The organism is Streptomyces sp. NTD91 (genome assembly GCF_059510455.1).
On the sequence record NZ_JCAJZW010000009.1, the window covers coordinates 202,089 to 221,736 of the forward strand.

The following is a 19,648-nucleotide window of genomic DNA, read 5'->3' on the forward strand; positions in this document are numbered from 1 at the left end:
TGAGATGTCATGAGCACAGACGGGCAGGGAAGCAACCACTGGTTCGACGACGAGGCCGGACCGGTCGTCCGTCCCTTCGCCATGACACGCGGCCGCACCACAAGTCCGGCCCAGCACCGGCTCGACCTGATCGCGGTGGTCGTCACCGAACCCGACGTGGCGGACCCGGAAACGGACCCGACGCTGGCGCCGGAACACGTGGAGATCGTCGGGCTCTGCCGCCGCGAGCCGCAGTCGGTCGCCGAACTCGCCGCCGGACTCGACCTGCCGGTCGGCGTGGTGCGCGTTCTCGTCGGCGACCTCGTGCATGCGGAACTCGTCCATGTCACACGTCCGGTGCCGCCGGCCGAGCTGCCGGACGAGAGGATTCTGCGCGACGTGATCAACGGCCTCCGGGCACTGTGAACGTCGCCCAGGACCCCTCGAGCAGGACCCTTCGAGCAGGACCCTTCGAGCAGGAGAAGAGACCGATGATCTTCGGGCGTTCCGAGCGCGGCGCGTCCCCGGTCGAGCCCGTCACGCTCAAGATACTGGTGGCAGGCGGCTTCGGCGTGGGCAAGACGACCCTCGTCGGCGCCGTCAGCGAGATCAGGCCGCTGCGCACCGAGGAACTACTCACCGAGGCGAGCCGCCCCATCGACGACACCAGCGGGGTGGAGGGCAAGCACACCACCACCGTGGCCATGGACTTCGGCCGGATCAGCCTGCGCGAGGACCTGGTGCTGTACCTGTTCGGCACACCTGGGCAGGAACGGTTCTGGTTCATGTGGGACGAGCTGTCCGAGGGCGCGCTCGGAGCCGTGGTCCTCGCCGACACCCGCCGTCTGGAGGACTGCTTCGCCGCCGTCGACTACTTCGAGCGGCGTGGCATCCCCTTCCTCGTCGGCGTCAACTGCTTCGAGGAAGCGGCCCGTTACCCGGCCGAGACGGTCCGGCAGGCTCTCGACCTGGACGACGACGTCCCCGTGCTGCTGTGCGACGCGCGGGAGCGGGAATCGGTCAAGGAGGTGCTCATCGGAGTAGTCCGGCACGCGATGGACCATGGGGCGGACCGCCGCCGGGCCGCCCTCGGCTGACCGACGGGGCGTTTGCCACGGCCGGCCGGGGGACCTCCCCGGCCGACCCACGGGCACGGCCCGTACCCCCGCCGACCGGGGTACGGGCCGTGGTCCGGTGAGGACCCTTCACGCGTGCGTGCCGCAACTCTTCGGAGCGGAGCCGGCACGCGCGCGTGCGCGATCCCGCTACGCTCCGTCCTCCTCCAGCCAGCCGAAGCTCTTCTCCACGGCCTTGCGCCAGTTGCGGTACTCGCGGTCGCGTACCGAGGGCTCCATCGCCGGTGTCCACTGCGCGTCCTGCTGCCAGTGGGACTTCAGCTCGTCCAGGTCGTTCCACACGCCCGTCGCCAGACCGGCCGCGTACGCGGCACCCAGACAGGTCGTCTCCGAGACCCGGGGCCGGATCACCGGCACGCCGAGGACGTCCGCCTGGTGCTGCATGAGCAGGCTGTTCTTGGTCATGCCGCCGTCGACCTTCAGAGTGCTGATCCGTACTCCGGAGTCCTGGTACATGGCGTCCACGACCTCCCGGGTCTGCCAGCTCGTCGCCTCCAGCACCGCCCGCGCCAGGTGGGCCTTGGTGACGTACCGGGTGAGGCCGGTGACGACACCGCGCGCGTCGGAGCGCCAGTAGGGCGCGAACAGGCCCGAGAACGCGGGCACGATGTAGGCGCCGCCGTTGTCCTCGACGCTCGCCGCCAGTGTCTCGATCTCGTCGGCGGTGCGGATGATCCCGAGCTGGTCGCGGAACCACTGGACGAGCGCACCCGTTGTCGCGATGGAACCCTCGAGGCAGTAGACCGGCGCCTCCCCGCCGATCTTGTACCCCATCGTCGTCAGCAGCCCGTTCTTGGAGGGCACCGGCCGGTCGCCGGTGTTCAGCAGCAGGAAACTGCCGGTGCCATAGGTGTTCTTCGCGGTGCCCACGTCGTAGCAGGCCTGCCCGAAGACGGCGGCCTGCTGGTCGCCCAGCGCGGAGGCCACGGGCACCCCGGAGAGCTGTCCGACGGCCGTGCCGTACACCTCGGCGGAGGACCGGATCTCCGGCAGCACCGCCTCGGGGATGTCCATGACGGACAGGATGGCCGGATCCCACTGGAGCGTCTCCAGGTTCATCAGCATGGTGCGGCCGGCGTTCGTGACGTCGGTGACGTGCCGGCCGCCCTCGGTGCCGCCGGTGAGGTTCCAGATCAGCCAGGAGTCGATGGTGCCGAAGGCGATCTCGCCGTGCTCTGCGCGCTCCCTCAGGCCGGGCACGTCGTCCAGCAGCCAGGCCGCCTTGGGACCGGAGAAGTAGCTGGCGAGCGGCAGTCCGGTCTGCTCGCGGAAGCGGTCCTGGCCGTCCGTCCCGCCCAGTTCGCCGCACAGGGCCGCGGTCCGGGTGTCCTGCCACACGATCGCGTTGTGCACGGGTTTGCCCGTGGCGCGGTCCCACAGGACGGTGGTCTCGCGCTGGTTGGTGATGCCGAGCGCGCTCAGTTGGTCGGCGCGCAGCCCGGCCTTGGCGAGCGCGCCGGCGACCACGGCCTGCACCTTGGACCAGATCTCGGTCGCGTCGTGCTCCACCCAGCCCGGCTTGGGGAAGATCTGGCGGTGTTCGCGCTGGTCGACGGCGACGATGGCGCCGCTGTGGTCGAAGACGATGCAACGGCTGGACGTGGTGCCCTGGTCGATGGCGGCGACGTAGGTGTCGGCGGTGTCCGTCATGGCAGTCCCCTGGGTCGCTGGGTCGGGTCGCTGGTCGGAGGGGCGCGTTGCGGGGGAGAGGGACGAGGTCGGCGTTCGGGGCCGAAGGGGCGGGAAACGGCGGATCAGAAGGCCGTGTTGTAGAGGGCGCCGGCGATGGCCCCGCCGATCAGGGGGCCGACGACCGGGATCCAGGCGTAACCCCAGTCGGAGCTGCCCTTGTTGGGGATCGGCAGGAAGGTGTGCACGATGCGCGGGCCGAGGTCGCGGGCGGGGTTGATGGCGTAACCGGTGGGGCCGCCCAGGGAGAGCCCTATGCCCACGACGAGCAGCGAGACGATCAGCACGGTGGTACCGGACTCGCCGAGCCCCTTCGTCAGCCCGAAGGCGAGGATCGGCAGGACCAGCGCGACGGTCGCGATGATCTCGGTGACGAGGTTGGCCAGTGGGTTCCGGATCTCCGGGATGGTCGAGAAGACGCCCAGCGTCGGCACCGGTTCGTCGGCCGTGCCCTCCGTGGTGCCCTCCTTGCGGACGTTCGCCTGGAACTGGGCGAGATAGACCAGATAGGCCAGCACGGCCCCGATCATCGCGCCGACGAGCTGGCCCAGCAGATACACCCAGACCTTGCCCCACTTGCCGGTGTCGATGGCGATGCCGAGGGTGACGGCGGGGTTGAGCTGGCCGCCGGAGAGGGGAGCGGCGGTGTACGCGCCCGCGAGGACGCCGAAGCCCCAGCCGAACGCGATGACGACCCAGCCCGAGGCCCGCGCCTTGGAGTATCTCAGGGTGACGGCGGCGCACACACCGGCCCCGAAGAGGACGAGGATGGCGGTGCCGATGACTTCGCCGACGAAAATGTCTCCGTTGCTCATGGCGGCTCCCTTGGCGCCTTTCGGGGGCGGTGGCCCCGGCCTTCCGTGCAGGAAAGTTCCGTTGGCGTCTTCAGCCGGGGACAGGGAGTACCGAGTCCCGCCCGGCGTCCGTGACGAGCGTGCCGTCGCAGCCGTATCGCCGGGGAAGGACGGGTCGTGGAGCAGGACAGACCCGTGGCACAGTGCCTGATAACGCCGAGAATGTACGGCGATGTCGGCCGACACCGGGAAGTGTTCACCGGCGCCCGGGGGGCGTCAAGGTTGCCGACGGCGACGGTGACATCGACGCGCCCCTGCCCGGGTCACGGTGCCGGGCGGCGGGGGACACGGTCCTCAACCGGTACGTCGCTCGAAGGTCGAACAGGGCAAGGTCCTTCACCGCCCCGGTTCCACGACCGCGTACCCCGCCGGTGCCGGCGCCGCCCCCGCTCCGCGCCGGACCTCGTGACCGGGCAGCCCGGCCCGTCCCAGCACCCAGCTGGCACCGCGCAGCGCCTTGGCCGCCTGCTTCAACGGAGCCAGCCGGGCGGCGGCCTGCCGGTGGTCGCCCACGCTGCCCGGCGCGCACACCACGGTCGCGAGCGAGAGGGTGACCGGCCGGCCTCCGGCCGACCAGGGCGTGTCGAGCACGGCGGCGACGAGCGGATCGAGCGCCTCCTCCTCGGCCAGTACCAGGAAGTCGTCCCCGCCGATGTGCCCCACGCGCGCGTGCCCGGCGACCGCCTGTTGCAGCGCCCGCCCGACCGATCGGATCAGCTCGTCGCCCGTGGCGAACCCGGCACCGTCGTTGACCTGCTTGAAGTGGTCGATGTCCAGCCAGCTGAGCGCGAAGGCGCGGCCGTCCGCGATCCATCGGTCCACCTCGCCCGTGATCGCGTCGGAACCGGGCAGCCGGGTCAGCGGATTGAGCCCGGCCGCCTCCTCGACCCGGCTCTCGGCCAGCGCCCGCACCAGGTCCGCGAGCCGTACGACGCCCACGCACCGGCCGTGCCGGTCGACCACCGCGACGTCGTCGGAGGTGCGGTCCCGGCCGCCGATCGCGACGACGTCCAGTACCTCCCAGGCGGTGGCGTCGACCCCGACCGTGCGCGGCGCGTCCCCGAGTTTGAAAGCCGGCCGGTCGGCGTACAGGGCGTGCCCGTAGCGGCCGGACATCGACAGCAGGAACCGGGAGCGGTGCACCGAGCGCACGGGTCTGCCCGCCTGGTCCACCAGCAGAACCCCGGACACATCAGGCGAACCGGTCAGCAGTGACCGCACCTGCCTTGCCGGGGCGGTCACCGGCAGTACGGCGGCCGGACGGACGAACTCCCGCACGGACGGCCCCGACCGGGGCGCACCGACGGCGCCGGGGGAGCGCGGCGGAACGTATACGTCCGCCGCGGGGATCCGGGCCGGCGGCGCGAACAGCTCGCCCTGGCCGAGCTGCGCCCCGGCCGACACGGCCGCCGCGTACTGCAGTTCCGTCTCCACGCCCTCCACCGCGACCAGGGCGCGAAGCTCCTCGCACAGCGTGCGCATCGCGCGCACCGCGGCCGGCCGCGACAGCAGGGAGGCGTCCAGCTTGACCAGGTCGGGGGAGAGGTCGGTGAGCAGCCGAAGCGGCACGTCGCCGTCCCCGATGCCGTCCGCGCTGATCCGGAACCCCTGTTCGCGCAGCGCGGCCACCGCTTCCAGCAGGGCCCGCTGCGGCACGTGCGTATAGGGCGGGACCACGTCCAGCGTCACCTCCCAGGGCAGCCGTCCGGCCGCGCGCACGGCGTCGTGCAGCGGCCGGAGGCCGCCGAGGTCGGCGAGGGTGGCCGCGAACACGTTCAGGTGCAGCGGCAGCAGGGTCTCCTTGCGCGTCGCCGCGCGGAGTGCCAGCACCGCGAGTCTCCCGTCGAGTTCGGGATCCCGGCGGGCCTCGGCCAGGATGTCGCCCGTCTCCGGGCGGGCGAGTGTCTCCAGTGCGGCGACCGCGCCCGTCCTCAGGTTGACCACCGGCTGGAAGGCGAAGCGGAGAGTGTCCGTCCAGGAGTGCACGGGAGCATGATGGCGCTGCGCGGGCACCCCCAGGCGCAGTTCATGAGACGTTCACGCAGGATTCCGAGGTGGTCACGCAGCGTGGACAGCCACAGACGCCACCACGGTCGCACCGGCCTTCGGCTCATCTCACCGCGATCACCGACGATCCGTGCCCGAACAGCCCCTGGGTGGCGGAGATCCCCACGCGCGCGCGGGCGATCTGCCGGTCGCCCGCCGTGCCTCTCAGCTGCCGGGTCAGTTCGCAGACCTGCGCGATGGCCTGGGCCGGCACCGCCTCCCCGAAGGAGGCGAGCCCGCCACTGGTGTTGACGGGTATGCGGCCGCCGGGGGCCGTCGCGCCCTCCCGCAGCAGCTTCGCCCCGTCGCCCTCGCCGCACAGCCCCAGATCCTCGTACCACTGCAACTCCATGGCGGTGGACAGGTCGTAGACCTCGGCGAGGGACAGGTCACCGGGGCCGATGCCGGCCTCCTCGTAGGCGGTCCGGGCTATGGACGCCCCGAAGGTCTCGTCGGGGGCGTCCACCGCCACCGCCGGGTCCGTGGCGATGTCCGGCAGGTCCAGGGTCCGGTTCGGGAAGTGCGGGGTCACCGTGGACACCGCCCGGATCCGCACCGGCCGGGCCACGCCGTGCCGGTGCGCGAACTCCATGCTGGAGAGCACCAGGGCGGCGCCGCCGTCGGAGGTGGCGCAGATGTCGAGCAACCGCAGCGGATCGGCGACCATCGCGGAGGCGGCGACCTCCTCGGCGGTGACCCGCTTGCGGTAGCGGGCGTACGGGTTGAGGGCGCCCAGCGCGGCGTTCTTCACCTTCACCAGGGCGAAGTCCGCCGGTGTGTCCCCGTGCACCGCCATCCGCCGACGCGCGTACAGCCCGAAGTACACGGGATTGGTCGCTCCCAGGACCCGGAAGCGCAGCCAGTCGGGATCGTCCGGCCGGTGGCCGCTCGCCGGCCGGAAAAACCCCTTGGGCGCCGCGTCCGCGCCCACCACGAGTGCGACGTCGGCGAGGTCGGCCAGGATCTGCGCCCGGGCGGTGGCGATCGCCTGCGCCCCGGAGGCGCACGCCGCGTACACACTCGCGATCTTCGCGCCCTGCCGGCCCAGGGCCCTGACGAAGGTCGCTCCCGCCACATACCCGGGATATCCGCCACGCACCGTGTCCGCGCCCACGACCGAGCCGACGTCCCGCCAGCCGACACCGGCGTCCGCGAGCGCCGCGCGGGCCGCCGCCGTCCCGTACTCCACGAAGGAGCGCCCCCATTTGCCCCACGGGTGCATGCCCGCGCCGAGCACCGCCACGTCCTTCGTCACGCCCTCACCCCCGCCGGCCGCCAGTTCCAGGTCGTCCAGGTCGTCTCCGCGTCCTCGTGGAGCACTCCGGAAACGACCTCCACCTCCATGCCCACCGCCAGATCGGCGACGGTGACACCGGGAGCCGCCTGGCCCAGCACCACGATCCGCTCGGCCGTCAACTCCACAGCGATCAACGTGCACGGCACCCAGGGAAGTTCCGGATCGCTCACATAGGGTGACGGAGGCCGGTAGCGGCTGTCCGTGTACGACCAGACCCGGCCGCGCGCAGAGAGCGGTACCTCGTGCAGATCGCCGCCGGGGCACCAGGGGTTGCGGCAGTGGAGGTTCTCAGGGGGGAAGAAGACCGAGGCGCATGCGGCGCACCGGGTGCCGAGCAGGCGGAAGCCGTCACCGTCGCCGACGAACCATCCATCGACCACGGGCGTGCGGATGTGCGGCACAGTCCCTCCCCGGGCATCAAAATTCTGACGGTGCGTCAGAAGTGTGCCACCGCGATCCGGAAATGGGCAGAGAGCTTCCCGGCCGGAATGCCTCCTGATAGACGCAGGAGGCATGACACGACTCACCAGTGCAGTCCGCGGTCTCGTCACCGCCCTCGCCGCCCTGCTGGCCGTGACGACCGCCCCCGCGACCGCCGGGGCGACGACAAAGCCCCGGGCGCCCAAGGACTTCGTGGCCCTGAGCAGCGTGGATCCGACGATCGTCCAGGAGATCCGCTACTTCACGCCGCACAACTTCGTGGGCGAGCGCATCGACGGCTACGAGCAGCCGATCTGCACCCTCACCCGCCCCGCCGCCGAGGCCCTCCACAGGGCCCAGCTCCTCCTGCTGCGCAAGGGCTACACCCTCAAGGTGTACGACTGCTACCGACCGCAGCGCGCCGTCAACCACTTCGTCCGCTGGGCCCGGGACCTCGACGACCAGGCGATGAAGGGCGAGTTCTACCCGAACGTCGACAAGACCCGGCTCTTCGAGGACGGTTACATCGCCGAGAAGTCCGGCCACAGCCGCGGCTCGACCATGGACCTCACGATCGTGAGGCTCCCCGCCCGCCCGACCCGCCCCTACCACCCCGGACAGCCGCTCGTGCCCTGCTACGCGCCCAAGGACGAGCGTTTCCCCGACAACTCCGTCGACATGGGCACCGGATTCGACTGCTTCGACACCCTCGCCCACACCCTCGACCCGCGCATCCAGGGCGCACAGCGCGCCAACCGCCTGCTGCTCAAGAACACCCTGGAGAGCCTCGGGTTCGTGAACCTCGCCGAGGAATGGTGGCACTACACGTACAAGCCCGAGCCCTACCCGGACACCTACTTCGACTTCCCCGTGTCCCGGAGGTCGCTCACCAGCGGAGACTGACCGCCTGCCCAAGACGGCCCTCTTCCGATCGGATACAGTCCGCGCGTGTCCGAAACTCAGCACTCAACTGCCAATTCCGCACCGGACTCGCACTGTTCGACGTGCGGAGCGCCCTACGGAGAGGGCGTTTCCGGCTGGCCGCGCACCTGCCCGGCGTGCGGAACCGTCGCCTACCGCAATCCGCTCCCGGTGGCGATCGCGCTCCAGCCCGTGTACGACACCAAGGGCACGGCCCTGGTCGTCATCACCCGGACCGTCGCCCCCGCGCGCGGGGGCACGGCGCTGCCCGGCGGCTACATCGACGACCGGGAGGACTGGAAGCAGGCCGTCGTGCGCGAACTCAAGGAGGAGACCGGCATCGACGCGGCCGCGCGCGACGTACGGCTCGTGGACGCCATGAGCTCGCCCGACGGCCACCTGCTGCTGTTCGGACTCCTCCCGGAGCGCCCGGCGGAAGGCCTCCCGCCCGCCGCTCCCACGGACGAGACCGAGGGCCGGCAGCTGCTGCGCCGGCCCGAGGAACTCGCCTTCCCGCTGCACACCCTGGCCGTACGGGCTTGGTTCGAGGGCCGGTACGTCTGACCGACGCGGTTCAGTCGAGCCCCCGCACCCGCACCGGGTACGGCGGCTCGGCGGACCCCGCCTCCCGGTCCCGCGTGACCACCACCCGAGCACCGTGGCGGCGGGCGACGTACCGTTCGACCTCCGGTTCGTCCCACGCGTCCCCCGCGTCCGGCACCACCAGACCGCCCCCCGTACGGCCACGCGCGGGTGACCACACCTCCAGCTCGAGGCCGCCGTCGGCGCCGCGCACGGGGACGACCGCGCCCGCGCGAGCGAACACCGGTACCCGCGACAGCGGCGCGTCGACGAGGACCCGCGCCGGCCCGTCGTACACCTCCTCCGTCACGGTGTCGTACCACCGGCCGCGCGGCAGCCGCACCGCACGCCTTTCGGCGCCCGGCTCCAGCACCGGAGCCACCAGCAGAGCGTCCCCGAGCAGAAACGTGTCCTCGCAGTCACGCAGCGTTCGGTCCTCCGGTGCCGACCACCACAGCGGCCGCACGTAGGGCGCGCCGGTGCGCCGGGCCAGGTGCGCCAGCGTGACGAAGTACGGCAGCAGCCGCCGTCGCTGGAGCAGCGCCACGCGCACGTGCTCCAGCACCTCGGGGCCGAACGCCCAGGGCTCCCGGCGCCCCGCCCGCAGGCTCGCGTGGGTGCGGAAGAGCGGCAGATACGCGCCGAGCTGGAACCACCTGAGATACAGCTCCGGCGACGGATCGCCGTCGAAACCGCCCACGTCCGGGCCCGAGTACGGCACCCCGCACAGCCCGAGCCCGAGCACCAGCGACAGCGACGCCCGCAGTCCCGGCCAGCCCGTCGCCACGTCCCCCGACCAGGTGCCCCCGTAGCGCTGCAGCCCCGCCCAGCCCGACCGGGAGAACAGGAAGGGCCGCTCACCGGGGGACAGCTCGCGCAGCGCCTCGTAGCCCGCCCGGGCCATGCAGAGCGCGTACACGTTGTGCGCCTCCCGGTGATCCCCGCCACACCCCTCCAGGGCGTGCCGGGCCGAACGCGGCAGGGTCGGCTCACCGAAGGCGGTGAAGGACGTCGGCTCGTTCATGTCGTGCCAGAAGCCGGCGAAGCCCTGCTCCAGCCGCTCCTCGTAGAGCCCGCCCCACCACTTGCGCACGCGCGCGTGCGTGAAGTCCGGGAAGACCGACTCCCCGGCCCACACCACACCGCGCACCGTGCGCCCCGAGGCGTCCCGCACGAACGCGTCCACGGCAGAACCGCTGTCGTACACGGCGTTCCCCGGCGCCGCCTTCACCGCCGGGTCGACGATCGACACCAGCCGGATCCCGTCGCGGCGCAGTTCCTCGGCGAGCTGCGGCAGCGTCGGGAACCGCTCCCGGTCGACCGTGAACACCTGGTGGCCGTCGTAGTGGTCGATGTCCAGGTGCACGGCGTCCAGCGGCAGCCCGCGCTCCTGGTATCCGGCGACGATCCGGCGGACCTCCTGCTCGCTGCCGAAGCCCCACCGCGCGTGGTGGTGACCGAGCGCCCACGCGGGCGGCAGTGCGGGCGCCCCGGTGAGCGAGGCCCACGTGTGCAGCACGCGTGCGGGGGTGCCCACGATCACCCAGCAGCGCAGCGGGCCGCCGTCCATCCGCAGCTCGCAGCGCCCCGCCCGGTCGTGCCCCGACCCGGCCCCCTCCTCGCCCTCGTGCAACACCACCGTGCCGTCCCACGTCGTGTCGTGGAACACCATATGCGTGCCGGCGTCCGCCACCAGGAGCTGCACCGGCATGGTCAGATACAGCGGGTCGTCGGCGGGGCCGAACGCCCGGCCGGGGTCGGTGTTCCACAGCCGGTACGCCCCGTCCCGCAGCCGGGGCCCGGACGCCCGGCCGCCCAGGCCGAAGAAGCGCGCGTCCGCCGGCACCTCCGACCGCTGCGTCCAGCGCGCCGGGCCCCCGTCGACCGGCTCCCACCAGCGCGGCGGCAGGTCCCGCCGCAGGGTCACTCCGCCGGGCGTGCGCACCTCCACCGCGCCGTGCCGGGAGACGGCGACGGTCACCCGCTCGGCGACCACCCGCCAGCCACCGTCCTTGTCCGGCTCCAGCATCGCTCGCGGATCCGCCTCCGGACAGCTCCCGGCGAGCGCGTACGAGGGCTGCGGACCCGCTCCGTCCCAGCCCCAGAAGACCGCCCCGTTCACGGCGACCGTGATCCGCAGTTCGGAGCGCGCGAATCGGATCAGTCCGCCGCCGGGTCCCGGTTCCACGTCCTCCACCCGACCCGGGACCCGAGCCCGCTCGGCTCCACGTCGCGGCAGGGCGGCGGCGTCGATCCGCCGCCGACGCCACGCCGCCCGGACGGTACGCAACCCCCGAGCCGCCCGCCCCGCACCGACTCCACTCACCGAACGCACCAGGTCACGACCGTCCATGCTGCTCACCCTGCCACTGCGTGCCCCACGCGCGCGTGTCGTTCAACTGCCGTTCACCCATGGTGCGAGCACATCTTCACGACGCGGACTGTGTGGGGGACACCCTGGTGTAGAAGTCGATCACATGGCATCGTCCCTGTCAGCCGCGTCACGCGCACACCCCAGCCGTGCGCGGACCGACGCACACGACGCGCACAGCCCGGGAGCCGCCACCATGTCGACCGCGAACCCCCAGCCGCTCTGGCAGCCCGATCCCGAGCGGATCGCCCAGGCACGCATCACCCGATTCCAGGCCTGGGCCGCCGAGCGCCACGGCGCCCCCGCCGAAGGCGGTTACCCGGCCCTGCACCAGTGGTCCGTCGACCACCTGGAGAGGTTCTGGGAAGCCGTCACCGAGTGGTTCGACGTCCGTTTCTCGACGCCCTACGCACGCGTGCTCGGCGACCGGGCGATGCCCGGCGCCCAGTGGTTCCCCGGAGCCACCCTCAACTACGCCGAGCACGCCCTGCGTGCCGCCGCCGACCGCGCGGATCAGCCCGCCCTCCTGTACGTCGACGAAACCCACGCACCGCGCGCGGTGACCTGGTCCGAACTGCGCCGCCAGGTCGGTTCCCTCGCCGCCGAACTCCGCGCGCTCGGTGTCCGCCCCGGCGACCGGATCAGCGGTTACCTGCCCAACATCCCGCAGGCCGTCGTCGCCCTGCTCGCCACCGCCGCCGTCGGCGCCGTGTGGACCTCCTGTGCCCCCGACTTCGGCGCCCGCAGTGTGCTGGACCGCTTCCAGCAGGTCGAACCCGTTGTGCTCTTCACCGTCGACGGCTACCGCTACGGCGGCAAGGAGCACGACCGCCGCGAGGTCGTCGCCGAACTGCGCCGCGAGCTGCCCACCCTGCGCGCCGTCGTCCACATCCCGCTGCTCGGCACCGAGGCACCGGAGGGCGCCCTGGCGTGGTCGGCCCTGACCGCGCGGGACACCGAACCCGTCTTCGAGCAGGTGCCCTTCGACCATCCCCTGTGGGTGCTGTACTCCTCCGGCACGACCGGCCTGCCCAAGGCCATCGTCCAGTCCCACGGCGGCATCCTGGTCGAGCACCTCAAGCAGCTCGGCCTGCACTGCGACCTCGGCCCCGAGGACCGTTTCTTCTGGTACACCTCGACCGGCTGGATGATGTGGAACTTCCTCGTCTCCGGCCTGCTCACCGGCACGACGATCGTCCTGTACGACGGCAGCCCCGGCTACCCGGACACGGGCGCCCAGTGGCGGGTCGCCGAACGCACCGGCGCCACCCTCTACGGCACCTCCGCCGCCTATGTCATGGCCTGCCGCAAGGCCGGCGTCCACCCCGCGCGCGACCACGACCTCTCGGCGGTGAAGTGCGTCGCCACCACCGGCTCGCCGCTGCCGCCCGACGGCTTCCGCTGGCTGCACGACGAGGTGCGCGAGGACCTGTGGATCGCCTCCGTCAGCGGCGGCACCGATGTCTGCTCCTGCTTCGCCGGCGGCGTACCGACCCTTCCGGTGTACACCGGCGAACTCCAGGCGCCGGGACTCGGCACCGATCTGCAGGCCTGGGACCCGAGCGGCAAGCCGGTCATCGACGAGGTCGGCGAGCTGGTCGTCACCAACCCGATGCCCTCGATGCCGATCCGCTTCTGGAACGACCCGGACGGCAGCCGCTACCACGACAGCTACTTCGACACCTACCCCGGCGTCTGGCGCCACGGCGACTGGATCACCGTCACCTCGCGCGGCACCGTGATCATCCACGGTCGTTCAGACTCCACCCTCAACCGGCAGGGCGTGCGCATGGGCTCGGCCGACATCTACGAGGTCGTCGAACGGCTGCCGGAGATCAAGGAGTCCCTGGTCATCGGCATCGAGCAGCCCGACGGGGGCTACTGGATGCCACTGTTCGTGCACCTCGCGCCCGGCGCCGTCCTGGACGAGGCCCTGCTGAACCGGATCAAGCAGACGATCCGCGAGCAGCTCTCGCCACGCCATGTGCCCGACGAGATCATCGAGGTGCCCGGCGTCCCGCACACCCTCACCGGCAAGCGCATCGAGGTCCCCGTCAAGCGCCTCCTGCAGGGCACTCCGCCGGAGAAGGCGGTCAACCCCGGCTCCATCGACAACCTCGCCCTGCTCGGCTTCTACGAGGAACTCGCCCGCAAGCGCGGCTGACCTCCGCGGGCCTCACCCTCCGTAGGTGGCCTCGGACTCGCCCAGTACGGCGGCGAAGTCCGAGGCCAGCCGCGCGGCGTCGGCAGGCTCCAGCGCCGCGGCCGTGATCCGGACCCCGGGCCCGGAAGCCAGCCGGAACCTCGCCCCGGCCGCGACCCACCAGCCGTACGACCGCAGCCCGTTCACCACGGCCGACTCGTCGCGTACGGGCACCCACAGGTTCATCCCGCTCACCGCGTGCGAGGCGATGCCCCGCGCGCTCAGCTCACCGGCCAGCGCGGTGCGACGCAGCGCGTACGTCGCGCGCGCACGCGCCACCAACGCGCGCGTGCCCCCGTCGGTCATCAGACCGTGCACGGTCTCCTGCAAGAGATGGCTGACCCAGCCCGAGGTGAGCAGCAGCCGGCCGTCGTGCCGCGCGAGCGTCACCGGATCACAGGCCGCGGCCGCCCAGCGCAGATCCGTTCCCAGGAACTTGCTCACGGTCCGCACATGCACCCAGCGCGGCAGAGCGGCTCCCGTCACCGTGTGCAGCGGGGCATCCGCGACCTCGGAGGCGTGGTCGTTCTCCACCACCAGCACGTCGGGCGCGGCACGGAGCACCTCGGCCAGCGCGTCGCGGCGGGCGGCCGAGAAACATCCGCCGTACGGATTCTGCGCGCGCGGACTGAACACCACGGCCCGCACCCCGGCCGCGAGCGCCTCGCGCAGCGCCTCCGGGCGCATCCCCGCGTCGTCCACCGCGGCCGGGACGGCACGCAGCCCCAGCGCCGCGACCAGATCCAGCAGATGGTGATACCCCGGGTCCTCCATGGCCACGGCGTCCCCAGGGCGCAGCTCGACCGACAGCACCCGGCCGATCAGGTCCAGCGCCCCGTGCGCGAACGTCACGTGTTCCACCGGGACGCCGTCCGCCCCCAGCCAGTCCCGCACCACCTCCTCGAGCCGCGCCAGCCGGGGCGAGGAGCGATGGGAGCGGGCGCCGGGCGAGAGCCGTGACGGCGGCAGCAGAGCGGGCAGCCAGGCCGGATCGGGATGTCCGCCGGCCAGGTCCCGCAGCCCCGCGGGCACCCTGGGCGGCCGTCGCGACGCCACCGCGGGAGCCGGCGCGACCACGGTGCCGCCCCGCCCGCGCGTGACGACGATGCCCCGCCGCCGCAACTCCTTGTAGGCCGTGGCGACCGTTCCCGGACTCACCCCCAGCTCGTCCGCGAGCCGTCGCACCGGCGGCAGCGCGCCCCCCGGCGCCAACGCTCCTTCGGCCACGCCCCTTTCGACGGACCAGGCAATCCCCTTGGCCGTCGTACCACTGATCTCATATTGTGTTGCCACGTCGCTGATTATGTATCAGCACATAACTCGACACAAGCTCCAGCTGAGGGGGAACAGTGGACGCCGAACCCGAGGCCACCATCCGGCCCGCACGCATGCCAGGAGGCCGCGACGGACACCGGATGCTGCTCATCACCTTCGTCGACCGCATCGGCAGCGGCCTGTGGGCAGCCGTCTCCGTCCTGTACTTCACCTACGTCTCCGGCCTCTCCATCGCCCAGATCGGCACCCTCGCCGCCGTCTCCGGCGCCGTCGGCATCGCAGGCGCACCTCTCGGCGGACGCATCGCCGACCGCTTCCCCCTGACCCGGATCCTGATCGCACTCCAACTCCTGCGCGCACTCGCGTCCTTCGGCCTGCTCACCACCGACCACTACCTCCCGCTCCTCGCCATCTCGGCCGTAGGCAGCCTCGGCGACCGCGCCTCCAGCGTCCTCACCAAGCTCTACGCCGCCCGCATCGCCGGCCCCGACCGCGTCCGCTACCAGGCCGTCAACCGCACCGCGTCCAACGCCGGCTGGGCCCTGGGCGGCCTCGCCGCCGCGGCCGCCCTCACCCTCGGCACCACCACCGCCTACCGCTGGCTCCTCACCGGAGACGCATGCTCCTTCGTGGCCATCGCACTGCTCACCCTGACCTGTGCGGAACCCCCGTCCGGCAACCGCGTCGCCGCCTCCGGCAGCACACCGCGCGGCACGAGACCGGCGAACCCCTGGCGCGACCGCACCTACCTCGGCTACGTGGCGACCGACACGGTCCTGTTCCTCGACGACTCCGTCTTCCAGGTCGGCCTGCCCCTGTGGATAGCGCACAGCGAGGGCGTACCGCACGGCCTCGCACCCCTGCTGCTCGTTCTCAACAACGTGATGGTGGTCGCCCTCCAGGTGCCGCTCGCCCGCTACGGCACCACCACCGCGGCAGCCCGGAAACTGCTCCTCCCGCTGTCCGCCGCCTCCGCCGCCGGCGGCGTCACCCTCGCCCTGTCCGCCACGGGCGGCACCGACCGGGCGATCTGCCTGCTCATCGCGTCCGCCGCCCTCTTCACCACGGCCGAGATGCTGCACGCCGTCGTGTCCTGGGAACTCTCCCTGGCCCTCGCCCCCGACACCGCACAGGGCGCCTACCTCGGCGTGCACGGACTCGCCCAGTCCGCCCAGCGCAGCCTCGGCCCGCTCGCCGTCACCGCGGCCATCGCCACCGGTCCCCTCGGCTGGACCGCCTTCGGCGCCACCATCGCCGCGACCTGCGCACTCCAGCACCGCCTGGTCCGCGACCGCCTCCGTCGGAGCCCGCTGTCAGTGCCGCCGGTTACGGTGAGTGAGCACTGATCGACTGCGCACTCAGGGGGAAACATGGCGCACACCGACCACCAGAGCATGCGGCGCGTCCTGCGCCGCGAGATCGCCGGCACCATCGGCCTGCTCACCGACGAACACGACTTCCACGCCATGCGGCGCTACCGCAGCTTCGCCTTCGACGACCATGCGGCCTATCTCCGACAGGTGGAAGCCGTCCTCAGGGCCCGCGCCGCCCAGGGCAGCCACACCACACTCGCCCTCTTCGACCCCGAGGACTACGCCGCCTACTGCGCCGAAGCCGGCCTCGACCCCGAAGCCCCGGCCAGCCGTAGCCGCTTCACCGCGGAACTCGCCGCGACCGGCCCGGCCATCCCCTACGACGGCCGGCCCCTGGCCACACTCGTCCCCGCCCTCGTGGACGAAGCCGTACGACAGGCGACATGGGAGTACGCCACCACCCTGCTCTCCCGCCTCGGCCCCTGTCCCACCTGCGGCGAGGACATCGGGAGGGCGGCCTTCACCCGCGCCTCCGAACTTCTGATCCGTATCCTCGACACCGCACCACCCGGCGACCGCCACCTCGTGTGCAGTGTCTCCGGACCACCCGACACCCTGGTCGCCGTCCTGCACGGCGACCGGGACGGTGACGACGGCATCCACCTCGACGAGGGCGAGGTCCTGGAGTTCACCAGCGTCCTCGCGCTCGGCCTCGCCACCCGAAGCCCCGGCGGTCTCGTCCTGCGCACCAGCGCCCCGGACACGGCCGACCGCGTCTACGGCTGGCGACTGCGCTGCGGCCGCCTCGAACCACTCACCGCCTCCGAAGTCTTCGACGCCTACTGCACCGACGTCGAATCCGGCGACCTCATCCCGCCGGAATCCGGCGTCGACTACTGCGAGCCCCCCGACCTCGGAGACGAGAGCGGGACACCGGACCACCGGCACTGAGCGGACCGAGACGCCGCGGACGCGGACCGCGCCTCCAGCACGCAGGACGCACCAGGGGCGCCCCACCCGAAGGCGGGACGCCCCTGACCCGACACACGCGACGCGCCGGTACGACTACTCGCCGGACAGCACCGCCTGAGCAGCGCTGCGCGCGTCCTCGGCACTGTCCGCGGCCCGCGCGGCCGCGGCGGCCCGCTCGCACTGCGCCAGCGTGTACTTCGCCAGCGTCGCCCGGACATAGGGAATCGACGCCGCACCCATCGACAGGGAGGTGACACCCAGACCGGTCAGCACACAGGCCAGCAGCGGGTCGGAGGCGGCCTCACCGCACACCCCGCAGCTCTTGCCCTCGGCCTTCGCCGCCTCGGCGGACAGCGCCACCAGGTCCAGCAGCGCCGGCTGCCACGGGTCCTGAAGCCGGGACACCGCGCCCACCTGCCGGTCGGCGGCGAACGTGTACTGCGCGAGGTCGTTGGTCCCCAGCGACAGGAACTCGACCTCCTGCAGGATCGAACGAGCCCGCAGCGCGGCCGACGGGATCTCCACCATCGCGCCGAACTTCGCCTGCAGCCCTGCGGCACGGCAGGCGTCCGCGAACGCCTTCGCGTCCGTACGGTCCGCGACCATCGGCGCCATGACCTCGAGATAGACCGGCAGCCCCTCGGCGGCCTTCGCCAGCGCGGTCAGCTGCGTGCGCAGGATCTCCGGGTGGTCCAGCAGCGTCCGCAGACCCCGCACGCCAAGCGCCGGGTTCGGCTCGTCGGCAGGAGTCAGGAAGTCCAGCGGTTTGTCCGCACCCGCGTCCAGCACCCGCACGACCACGCGGCCCTCGGGGAACGCCTCCAGCACCTGCCGGTAGGCCTCCACCTGCTTCGCCTCGGAAGGAGCACTCTTGCTGTCGTCCAGGAACAGGAACTCGGTACGGAAGAGACCGACACCCTCCGCCCCGGCCTCGACCGCCGCCGGAACGTCCGCGGGACCGCCCACGTTGGCCAGCAGCGGCACCTTGTGACCGTCCGCCGTCGCGCCCGGGCCGGTCGACGCGGCCAGCGCGGCCCTGCGCTCGGCGGCCGCGGCCTCCAGCTGTGCCTTCTTCTCCTCGCTCGGGTTCACGAAGACGTCGCCGGTGCTGCCGTCGACGGCGATCACCGTGCCCTCGGCCAGCTCACCGGCGCCCGGCAGTGCCACGACCGCCGGTACCCCCAGCGCCCGCGCCAGGATCGCGCTGTGGCTGGTCGGCCCGCCCTCCTCGGTCACGAAGCCGAGCACCAGCGAGGGATCCAGCAGAGCGGTGTCCGCGGGCGCCAGGTCCCGGGCCACGAGTACGTACGGCTGGTCGCTGTCCGGGACGCCCGGCATCGGCACGCCCAGCAGTCGGGCGACGATGCGGTTCCGCACGTCATCGAGGTCGGCGACCCGGCCGGCGAGGTACTCACCGGCACCGGCCAGCAGCTCCCGGTACGCGGCGAACGCGTCGTACACCGCGCGCTCGGCCGTGCTGCCCACGGCGATCCGCCGGTCCACATCAGCCATCAGCTCGGGATCCTGGGCCATCATGGCCTGCGCCTCGAGCACGGCCTGGGCCTCGCCGCCCGCCAGGTTGCCGCGCGCCATGAGATCGGCGGCCACGGCGTCCACCGCCTGGCGGGCGCGCCCCTGCTCCCGCTCCGCCTCCTCCGCAGGTATCTGCTTGGCCGGCGGTTCCAGCACCGCCGTACCCATGTGCCGGACCTCGCCGATGGCCACGCCATGGCTTACGCCGACGCCTCGCAGCGTTGTCTCCATCTCACCCGTCTCCGATAGTGCGGCGGGCCCCGCCGCCGCGATGGTTCTCCTGATTCGCCGTCCGGTGACGGCGTCGCCGTCAGTTCCAGCCGAAGAGGCTGTCGCCGGCCTTCACGTCTCCGCTGTCACGGAGGTCGAAGAGGGACTCGGCCGTGGCTTCGAGCGCGACGACGGGGCAGACCGGTGACTTGCCGGCGGCCTCGACCGCGGCCGGGTTCCAACGCACGACGGCCTGGCCGCGCGTCACGGTGTCGCCCTTGCTCACGAGCAGCTCGAAACCCTCGCCGTTGAGCTGCACCGTGTCGATGCCGAGGTGGGTGAGCACGCCGCGCCCGCTCTCGTCCACCACGACGAATGCGTGCGGGTGCAGGGAGATGATGACGCCGTCCACGGGCGCGACGGCCTCGGAGGGCTCACGCACGGGGTCGATCGCGGTGCCCGGGCCGACCATGGCCCCGGAGAAGACCGGATCCGGCACTTCGGCCAGTCCGATGGCACGCCCGGCGAGAGGGGACGTCACGGTGGTCATGGGAAGCCTCCCAAGGAGTGGAGCTGCTTACGGGCCGTCACTGCGTGTCCCGGACGGCGCACTGGCAGCAGCGTATGTCATATGAAGTAGCGGTTCCGGATAGAAGCTACCAGCTAGTGGTCTAGACCACCAACCCCGTGATTTGCGCCGTCTCCGAGGCTCCGTGTACAGTCGTACTCCTGCCGGGGCTGAGGGCTGCGCAAGCACCCCCGCCAGGCGGAATCCAACTCGTCAGATCCTATCTCTGGATCCGCTTCTGCATGCTTGCAGAGTGGTGGTCGGAGAGGCGGAAAAAGC

Annotated in this window: 16 protein-coding genes; 7 read left to right on the plus strand and 9 right to left on the minus strand. The window is 72.1% G+C overall.

Annotated elements, in window-relative coordinates:
• Positions 1-9 precede the first annotated feature (9 nt).
• Both AC5WRT_RS13630 and AC5WRT_RS13635 read left to right on the plus strand, forming a co-directional pair.
• Positions 10-405 (plus strand): DUF742 domain-containing protein, encoded by a 396-nt coding sequence (locus AC5WRT_RS13630; RefSeq protein WP_496093277.1) that lies wholly within the window; start codon positions 10-12, stop codon positions 403-405.
• Between the two features lie 65 nt (positions 406-470).
• The gene (locus AC5WRT_RS13635) at positions 471-1,076 is read left to right on the plus strand and encodes a GTP-binding protein (RefSeq protein ID WP_496093276.1); all 606 of its coding nucleotides are present in this window, start codon (positions 471-473) and stop codon (positions 1,074-1,076) included.
• Between the two features lie 168 nt (positions 1,077-1,244).
• Here the strand turns inward: AC5WRT_RS13635 and glpK are convergent, their stop codons facing one another.
• From glpK to AC5WRT_RS13660, 5 genes are all read right to left on the minus strand, one after another.
• Positions 1,245-2,765 (minus strand): glycerol kinase GlpK, encoded by a 1,521-nt coding sequence (gene glpK / locus AC5WRT_RS13640; RefSeq protein WP_496093275.1) that lies wholly within the window; start codon positions 2,763-2,765, stop codon positions 1,245-1,247.
• Positions 2,766-2,869: 104 nt separating this feature from the next.
• Positions 2,870-3,619 (minus strand): MIP/aquaporin family protein, encoded by a 750-nt coding sequence (locus AC5WRT_RS13645; RefSeq protein WP_496093274.1) that lies wholly within the window; start codon positions 3,617-3,619, stop codon positions 2,870-2,872.
• Between the two features lie 375 nt (positions 3,620-3,994).
• Positions 3,995-5,644 carry a GGDEF domain-containing protein gene (locus tag AC5WRT_RS13650; RefSeq protein ID WP_496100242.1) on the minus strand — a complete coding sequence of 550 codons (1,650 nt, stop codon included), beginning with the start codon at positions 5,642-5,644 and terminating at the stop codon, positions 3,995-3,997.
• 124 nt (positions 5,645-5,768) lie between these two features.
• On the minus strand, positions 5,769-6,959 hold the full coding sequence (locus tag AC5WRT_RS13655) for a lipid-transfer protein (protein WP_496100243.1): 1,191 nt from the start codon (positions 6,957-6,959) through the stop codon (positions 5,769-5,771).
• A complete protein-coding gene (locus tag AC5WRT_RS13660; protein ID WP_496093435.1) occupies positions 6,956-7,381 on the minus strand; it encodes a Zn-ribbon domain-containing OB-fold protein in 426 nt (141 codons plus the stop codon). The genes AC5WRT_RS13655 and AC5WRT_RS13660 overlap by 4 nt, the downstream gene beginning before the upstream one ends.
• Before the next feature lie 133 nt (positions 7,382-7,514).
• Between AC5WRT_RS13660 and AC5WRT_RS13665 the strand changes: the two genes are divergently transcribed.
• Both AC5WRT_RS13665 and AC5WRT_RS13670 read left to right on the plus strand, forming a co-directional pair.
• Positions 7,515-8,324 (plus strand): M15 family metallopeptidase, encoded by an 810-nt coding sequence (locus tag AC5WRT_RS13665; protein ID WP_496093271.1) that lies wholly within the window; start codon positions 7,515-7,517, stop codon positions 8,322-8,324.
• Positions 8,325-8,369: 45 nt separating this feature from the next.
• Complete coding sequence (locus tag AC5WRT_RS13670) at positions 8,370-8,906, plus strand: NUDIX domain-containing protein (protein ID WP_496093270.1); 537 nt, start codon at positions 8,370-8,372, stop codon at positions 8,904-8,906.
• 10 nt (positions 8,907-8,916) lie between these two features.
• Here the strand turns inward: AC5WRT_RS13670 and AC5WRT_RS13675 are convergent, their stop codons facing one another.
• Complete coding sequence (locus AC5WRT_RS13675; protein WP_496100244.1) at positions 8,917-11,277, minus strand: glycoside hydrolase family 31 protein; 2,361 nt, start codon at positions 11,275-11,277, stop codon at positions 8,917-8,919.
• 214 nt (positions 11,278-11,491) lie between these two features.
• Here AC5WRT_RS13675 and AC5WRT_RS13680 point away from each other — a divergent pair, with 214 nt between their 5' ends.
• Entirely contained in the window at positions 11,492-13,459 is a 1,968-nt protein-coding gene (locus tag AC5WRT_RS13680) for an acetoacetate--CoA ligase (protein ID WP_496093268.1), read from the plus strand.
• A 12-nt stretch (positions 13,460-13,471) separates the two neighbouring features.
• On the opposite strand, the gene AC5WRT_RS13685 is transcribed toward AC5WRT_RS13680, so the two are convergent.
• On the minus strand, positions 13,472-14,791 hold the full coding sequence (locus tag AC5WRT_RS13685) for an aminotransferase class I/II-fold pyridoxal phosphate-dependent enzyme (protein ID WP_496100245.1): 1,320 nt from the start codon (positions 14,789-14,791) through the stop codon (positions 13,472-13,474).
• 56 nt (positions 14,792-14,847) lie between these two features.
• On the opposite strand from AC5WRT_RS13685, the gene AC5WRT_RS13690 reads away from it, so the two are divergent.
• Complete coding sequence (locus tag AC5WRT_RS13690; protein WP_496093266.1) at positions 14,848-16,119, plus strand: MFS transporter; 1,272 nt, start codon at positions 14,848-14,850, stop codon at positions 16,117-16,119.
• A 24-nt stretch (positions 16,120-16,143) separates the two neighbouring features.
• On the plus strand, positions 16,144-17,037 hold the full coding sequence (locus tag AC5WRT_RS13695) for a DUF8829 domain-containing protein (RefSeq protein WP_496093265.1): 894 nt from the start codon (positions 16,144-16,146) through the stop codon (positions 17,035-17,037).
• Between the two features lie 114 nt (positions 17,038-17,151).
• Here the strand turns inward: AC5WRT_RS13695 and ptsP are convergent, their stop codons facing one another.
• Both ptsP and AC5WRT_RS13705 read right to left on the minus strand, forming a co-directional pair.
• A complete protein-coding gene (gene ptsP / locus AC5WRT_RS13700) occupies positions 17,152-18,822 on the minus strand; it encodes a phosphoenolpyruvate--protein phosphotransferase (protein WP_496093264.1) in 1,671 nt (556 codons plus the stop codon).
• Positions 18,823-18,901: 79 nt separating this feature from the next.
• Positions 18,902-19,351, minus strand: coding sequence for a PTS sugar transporter subunit IIA (locus tag AC5WRT_RS13705; protein WP_496093263.1), 450 nt, complete (start codon positions 19,349-19,351; stop codon positions 18,902-18,904).
• Between the last annotated feature and the right edge of the window lie 297 nt (positions 19,352-19,648).

Bases quoted from the DNA above. Each gene is read 5' to 3' on its own strand.
- glpK (WP_496093275.1), bottom strand. From the start codon at position 2,765: ATGACGGACACCGCCGACACCTACGTCGCCGCCATCGACCAGGGCACC.
- AC5WRT_RS13705 (WP_496093263.1), bottom strand. From the start codon at position 19,351: ATGACCACCGTGACGTCCCCTCTCGCCGGGCGTGCCATCGGACTGGCC.
- AC5WRT_RS13665 (WP_496093271.1), top strand. From the start codon at position 7,515: ATGACACGACTCACCAGTGCAGTCCGCGGTCTCGTCACCGCCCTCGCC.
- AC5WRT_RS13635 (WP_496093276.1), top strand. From the start codon at position 471: ATGATCTTCGGGCGTTCCGAGCGCGGCGCGTCCCCGGTCGAGCCCGTC.
- ptsP (WP_496093264.1), bottom strand. From the start codon at position 18,822: ATGGAGACAACGCTGCGAGGCGTCGGCGTAAGCCATGGCGTGGCCATC.
- AC5WRT_RS13675 (WP_496100244.1), bottom strand. From the start codon at position 11,277: ATGGACGGTCGTGACCTGGTGCGTTCGGTGAGTGGAGTCGGTGCGGGG.
- AC5WRT_RS13695 (WP_496093265.1), top strand. From the start codon at position 16,144: ATGGCGCACACCGACCACCAGAGCATGCGGCGCGTCCTGCGCCGCGAG.
- AC5WRT_RS13680 (WP_496093268.1), top strand. From the start codon at position 11,492: ATGTCGACCGCGAACCCCCAGCCGCTCTGGCAGCCCGATCCCGAGCGG.
- AC5WRT_RS13630 (WP_496093277.1), top strand. From the start codon at position 10: ATGAGCACAGACGGGCAGGGAAGCAACCACTGGTTCGACGACGAGGCC.
- AC5WRT_RS13645 (WP_496093274.1), bottom strand. From the start codon at position 3,619: ATGAGCAACGGAGACATTTTCGTCGGCGAAGTCATCGGCACCGCCATC.